Raw genomic sequence first — 6,383 nt, 5'->3', positions numbered from 1 at the left:
TGGATGTTCGCTGGCGCGCTCCAGTGCGGCCGCCAGCCGCAGCAGCTCCGCCTCGCTGACGCCCGACGATGGAACCAGGCTGGTCAGAGCCGGCCGCCCTTCGGTCAGGGTGCCGGTCTTGTCCACCACCACCGTATCCACCTGCTCCATCAACTCCAGTGCCTCGGCGTTCCTGATCAGCACGCCGGCCGTCGCCCCACGGCCGGTGGCGACCATGATCGAGATCGGTGTGGCCAGCCCCAGCGCGCAGGGGCAGGCGATGATCAACACCGCCACCGCGTTGACCAGCGCATGGGCCAGCTTCGGCTCCGGACCGACCGCCATCCAGGCGGCAAAGGCGATCACCGCCACCGCCACCACCGCAGGCACGAACCAGCCGGCCACGGTATCGGCCAGCCGCTGGATCGGCGCGCGCGAGCGCTGCGCCTCGGCCACCATGGCCACGATGCGGGCGAGCAGCGTGTCGCCGCCGACCTTGCCGGCACGCATCAACAGGCTGCCGTTGCCGTTGACCGTACCGCCGATCAATGCATCGTCCGGCTGTTTGCGCACCGGCACCGGCTCACCGGTGACCATCGACTCGTCCACACGGCTCTCGCCCTCGACCACCACGCCATCGACCGGCACCTTCTCCCCGGGACGGACGCGCAGCAGATCACCGACCTGAACCCGATCCAGCGGCACATCGGCCTCCGAACCGTCGGCGGCCACCCGCCGCGCCGTATTCGGACGCAGACCGAGCAGCAGCGTGATCGCCTCGTTGGTGCGCGAACGGGCGCGCAGCTCCAGCACCTGCCCGAGCAGCACCAGCGTGGTGATCATCGCGCTGGCCTCGAAATAGACCGGGACCGTCCCCTCCGGCGACCGCATCAACGGCGGGAACAGCTCCGGCAGCAGCAGCGCCACCATGCTGTACCCCCAGGCGACCCCTACGCCCAACCCCACCAGGGTAAACTTGTTCAGGTGCCAGCCGACCAGCGACCGGTAACAACGCTCGAAGAAAGGGCGGCCACCCCAGAGCACCACCGGCGTAGCCAGCACAAACTCGACCCACTGCACCACCGGCTCCGTCACGCCGGAGGGGAGCGCCGCCGGGGCGAGGTCGGCAACCATCGCCAGCGCGAAGAGCGGCAGGGAGAGTGCTGCGCTCACCTTGAGCCGGCGTGTCATCTCCAGCAGCTCCGGGTTCTCCGTCGCCGCCGCCGACCCGGGATCAGGGGTGGCCATCGGCTCCAGCGCCATGCCGCAGACCTTGCAGATGCCCGGCCCTTGCTGCTCCTGACCCGGACACATCGGGCAGAAATAGAGGGCATCGGGATCGGCCGCCGCCTGCGGCCTGGCTTCGTTTGCATGGGCTTCGGGCCGGTCCTTGCCTTCAAAGCCCCCCGGATCGGCCTGGAACTTTTCTATGCAGTGTTCGGAGCAGAAGTAGTAGGTGTGACCCCGGTGCTCGACCCGGTTGGTCGAATGGGCCGGCACCTTCATGCCGCAGACAGGATCGATGAACACGTACTCGCCCAGATAGTCGTTGGGATTTTCGTTGAATCGTTCCAGACAGTGCGCGCTGCAGAAGCGGAACCCGGCGCCGCGGAAGGTGCGCGCGTGTTCGCTGTGTTCATGTACTTCCATGCCGCAAACGGGATCCCGAAACTGTTCCGTACTCATACCTTGCTCCTTCCAGCCACCTGCCGTCGTCCCAGGAAACCTTTACGCTCCTGCCGCTGCAGCAGCGCACCATACACCACCGGCAGCACGATCAAACAGAGCAGGGTGGTGGTCACCATGCCGCCGATCATGGGTGCTGCGATGCGCTGCATGACATCGCTGCCGGTACCACCGCCGAACATGATCGGCACCAGCCCCGCAATCACCGCTGTCGCCGTCATGGCGATCGGCCGTACCCGCTTGGCCACACCCCGTTGCACAGCGGCACGCAGCAGTACGGAATCCAGCCGTCCGCCGGCCGCCTCTCGTTGCACGGCCACCTCCTGATCGATGAAGGTCAGCACCAGCACCCCGATCTCGGCCGCCACACCGGCCAGGGCGATGAAGCCGACCGCCACCGCCACGCTCAGATTGAATCCCAGCCACCAGACCAGCCAGAAGCCGCCGATCAACGCGAACGGCACCGACAACATCACCACCACGGGTGCGGTCAGGTTGCCGAAGTTGAAGTAGAGCAACAGGAAGATCAGCAGCAGCGTCGCCGGAATCACGATCCGCATCTTCGCCGCCGCGCGCTCCATGTACTCGAACTGGCCGGACCACTCCAGCGTATAGCCGGGCGGAAGCTTCACCCGGTCATGAATGACCTGCTTTGCCTTGGCGACATAGCCGCCGATATCCGAGGTCGAGATATCGACATAGACCCAGGCGGAGAGACGCGCGTTCTCGCTCTTGATCGCTGGCGGCCCGCGCCGGATGGCGATATCGGCCACCTCGGCCAGCGGGATCTGCGCCCCGGTCGGGGTGGGAATCAACACCCGCTTGAGCGCATCCGGGTCGCTGCGGAAATCGCGCGGGTAGCGCAGGTTGACCGGGTAACGCTCCAGCCCCTCCACCGTCTGCGTCACATTCATTCCGCCGATGGCCGACGCGACCACCTCCTCGACATCCCCGACGGTCAATCCATAGCGGGCGGCCTGCGCGCGATGGATGTCGATATCCAGATAGTAGCCGCCGGCGGCCCGGTCACTGAACGCCGAGGTGGTCTCCGGCAGCTGCTTGACCACCTGCTCGATCGACTTGCCCACCTGCTGCAGTACATTGAGATCCGGGCCCGACACCTTGATCCCGATCGGCGTCTTGATGCCGGTGGAGAGCATGTCGATGCGCGTCTTGATCGGATAGGTCCAGGCATTGGCCATACCGGGGAACTTGATCGCCACGTCCATCTCCCGCATCAGCGCCTTGGTGGGCTTGTCGGGATCGGGCCACTCCTTCCTCGGTTTGAGCCGCACGATGGTCTCGATCATCGACAACGGCGCCGCATCGGTGGCGGTCTCCGCGCGCCCCACCTTACCGAAGACCGAGGCCACCTCGGGGAAGGATGTGAGGATCCTGTCGGTCTGCTGCAGCAGCTCCTTCGCCTTGGTGATCGAAATCCCGGGGAAGGTGGTCGGCATGTAGAGGATGTCCCCCTCATCGAGCGGCGGCATGAACTCGGAGCCGATCCTGCTCATCGGAACAGCCATCGACGCAAGCAGCCCCAGCGCGATCAACAGCGTCACCCAGCGATGCCGCAACGCCGCCGCCAGCACCGGCGTATGCATCCACTGCAGCGCCCGGTTGACCGGGTTCTTCTCCTCCGGCATCACCTTGCCGCGGATGAACCAGCCCATCAACAGCGGCACCAGTGTCACCGCCAGCACCGCCGAGCCGAGCATCGCGTAGGTGGCGGTGAAGGCCAGCGGCTTGAACAGCCGACCCTCCTGCGCCTCCAGCGTGAAGATGGCCATGTAGGAGACGGTGATGATCAGCAGGCTGAAGAAGAGCGCCGGCCCCACCTCGCGCGCGGCACGGCCCACGGCGGCCCAGCGCTCGCCCCCCCGCAACGGCCGCCCCCTGGCATCCTCCTCCTGCTCCAGATGCTTGTGGGCGTTCTCGATCAGCACGATGGCGCCATCGACCATCGCACCCAGCGTGATGGCAATCCCGCCCAGACTCATGATGTTCGCCGCCAGCCCCTGCCAGTGCATCAACAGAAAGGCGATCAACACCCCAAGCGGCAATGTCACGATCGCCACCAGCGCGCTTCTCGCATGCATCAGAAAGAGCACGCAGACCAGGGAAATCACCAGAAACTCCTCGATGAGCTTCCCCTTCAGGTTCTCCACCGCCCGTTCGATCAGCCCGCCGCGATCGTAGACCGGCACGATCTCCACCCCCTTCGGCAGACCCGCTTTGAGCTCGGCAAGCTTCGCACGCACCGCCTCGATGGTGGTCAGCGCGTTCTCACCATAGCGCATGACGATCACCCCGCCGGCCACCTCGCCCTCGCCATCGAGATCGACCAGGCCGCGCCTGAGCTCCGGGCCGAGATGGATCTGCGCCACATCGCGCAGCAGGATCGGTGTCCCCTTGTCGTCCACACCAACCGGGATGGTTTCCAGATCAGCGATCTCCTTGATGTATCCCTTGCCGCGCACCATGAACTCGGTCTCGCCCATCTCGATCAGACGACCGCCGACATCGTTGTTCGAGCGCCGGATGGCATGCTTCACGCGCGAGAGCGGGATGCCGTATTCGGCCAGCGCGTTCGGGTCGACCTCGACCTGATACTGCTTCACAAAACCACCGACGGATGCCACCTCGGCCACGCCCGGCACCGTCTGCAACGCATAACGCATGTACCAGTCCTGAATCGAGCGCAGCTCGGCCAGATCGTGCCTGCCGCTTCGATCGACCAGCGCGTACTCGTAGACCCAGCCCACACCGGTGGCGTCCGGGCCGAGGGTCGGGGTCACCCCCTGCGGCAGGCGTCCCGCGACATAGTTCAGGTATTCGAGCACACGACTGCGTGCCCAGTAGATGTCCGTGCCGTCCTCGAAGATGATGTAGACCACCGAGAAGCCGAAGAAGGAGTAGCCGCGCACCACCTTGGCATGGGGCACGGCCAGCATCGCCGTGGTCAGCGGATAGGTCACCTGATCTTCGACCACCTGCGGCGCCTGACCGGCATAGTTGGTGAAGACGATCACCTGCACATCGGAGAGATCGGGAATGGCATCGAGCTTGATATTCCTGACCGCGAACAGGCCTGCGGCAACCAGCACCGCGCTGAAGATCAGCACCATCAGCCTGTTCTTCAGACTGGCGTCGATGATGTTGCCGATCATCAGAGCCTCCCCCGCATCGCAGCGCGCGCAGCCACCCCGCTCATCGGGAGCCATCCATCGGCTTGCCGCCCGTCTTCATCCCGGAGCCCTTGGACGGGGTCATCTTCATCCCCTCCATGCTCATGCCCTCCATGCTCATGCCGCCGGTATCCGGTTGCTTCGGTGCCACCATCTTGGCCGCGGCTTCACGAATCGAGGACTCGGAATCGATCAGAAACTGGCCGCTGGTCACCACCAGCTCGCCGTCCTGCACGCCGGAGCGGATCTCGATCATCCCGTCCACGCGGGCACCGGTCTCCACCGAACGCGGCTCGAACCGCCCCGGGGCGCGCTGCACGAAGAGGTGCGCCCCCTTGCCGGTGATCAGCACCGCCGCACGCGGCACGAACAGCCCCGTCTTCCTGCGGCTGGCAACGATCCGCACATCACCGAACATCTCCGGCTTGAGCAACCCGTCGGCGTTGTCGAACTCGAGCCGCACCTTGTTGGTCCGGGTCCTGGCATCGAGATAGGGGTAGATGTAGCTGATGCGACCGGTGAACTTCCGCCCGGGCAACGAGGCGACGGTCAGCTCCGCCCGGTCGCCCTTGCGCACCCAGCCGATCTCGTACTGGTAGAGATCGGCCAGTACCCAGACCCGGGAGAGGTCGGCGATCTGGTAGAGCTCGCTCTTCGGCGTCACATGCGCCCCTTCGCGCACACCGATCTTCGTGACCACGCCGGCGGCTGGAGAGTGGATGTGCAGGTTCTTGCGCACCCGATGCGTCCGCTCCAACGCCCGGATCTGGTGCTCGGGCACATCGAAGAAACGGAGCCGCTCCAGTGACGACGCAAGCAGCCGCCTGGCGCCGTCGCGGATGTCGGCATAGGGGCTGCTCTTCAACTGCCGCCAGTTGGCCAGCGCCAGCAGATACTCCTGCTCGGTCGCCACCAGTTGCGGCGCGTAGTAGGAGAGCAGCATCGTCCCCTGCTGCACCTGCGCTCCGGTCTTGTCGACGAAGAGCCTCTCCACCCACCCCTCGACCTTGGGATGGAGCGTGACCAGCCTGGTCTCGTCATAGGTGACGCGGCCGACGGTGGTGATCGTGCGCGACACCTCCTTGCGCACCACCGGTGCCAGCCGCACACCGATGTTCTGCTCCACCGTCGGATCGATCTTCACCGTACCAGCCGGCGCCCTGCCCCCGCCGGAGGACTCTTCCGCGCAGACCGGGATATAATCCATGCCCATCGAGTCCTTCTGGAAGGTCGGGCTGGTCACCGAGGGATTCATCGGATTGCGCCAGAAGAGCGGTGGCTTGCCCCCTGCGCAGGGGCCATCCCCGGCCGCTACCGCAGGTGCACCGCCGCCATCATCCCCGCCATGCGCGCCACCAAAGAGCAGCCAGCCTGCGCCCAGCCCGGCGGCCAGAGCCAGCGCAACCCCCAACATAACTTTTCTATTCATGTTTCCAGCGCAAAAAGTCCGTCCATGGACTTTTTGCTTGACGGGGATCGAAGAGCGCGGTCTTCGATCCCCTTACAAAACCGTCGCTTGCATCCGCA

General features: G+C 65.5%; 3 protein-coding genes. All 3 read right to left on the bottom strand.

Features of this window, described 5'->3' with window-relative positions; genetic code table 11:
* Window positions 1-1,665 (bottom strand): YHS domain-containing protein (locus D6682_05525; GenBank protein RMH51070.1); only part of this gene is annotated, 1,665 nt, incomplete at its 3' end.
* A complete protein-coding gene (locus D6682_05520) occupies window positions 1,662-4,838 on the bottom strand; it encodes an efflux RND transporter permease subunit (GenBank protein ID RMH51069.1) in 3,177 nt (1,058 codons plus the stop codon). The genes D6682_05525 and D6682_05520, both read right to left, overlap by 4 nt.
* 40 nt (window positions 4,839-4,878) lie before the next feature.
* Window positions 4,879-6,285 carry an efflux RND transporter periplasmic adaptor subunit gene (locus D6682_05515; GenBank protein ID RMH51068.1) on the bottom strand — a complete coding sequence of 469 codons (1,407 nt, stop codon included), beginning with the start codon at window positions 6,283-6,285 and terminating at the stop codon, window positions 4,879-4,881.
* Between the last annotated feature and the right edge of the window lie 98 nt (window positions 6,286-6,383).

This window comes from Zetaproteobacteria bacterium, assembly GCA_003696765.1.
Classification (GTDB): domain Bacteria; phylum Pseudomonadota; class Zetaproteobacteria; order Mariprofundales; family J009; genus RFFX01.
Note: the sequence above shows the minus strand (reverse complement) of the source record. Positions and strands in the feature narration are given on the sequence as shown.

What these genes read in the sequence shown, in the direction of transcription:
- D6682_05520 (RMH51069.1), bottom strand. Translation starts at nt 4,838, where the DNA reads ATGATCGGCAACATCATCGACGCCAGTCTGAAGAACAGGCTGATGGTG.
- D6682_05515 (RMH51068.1), bottom strand. Translation starts at nt 6,285, where the DNA reads ATGAATAGAAAAGTTATGTTGGGGGTTGCGCTGGCTCTGGCCGCCGGG.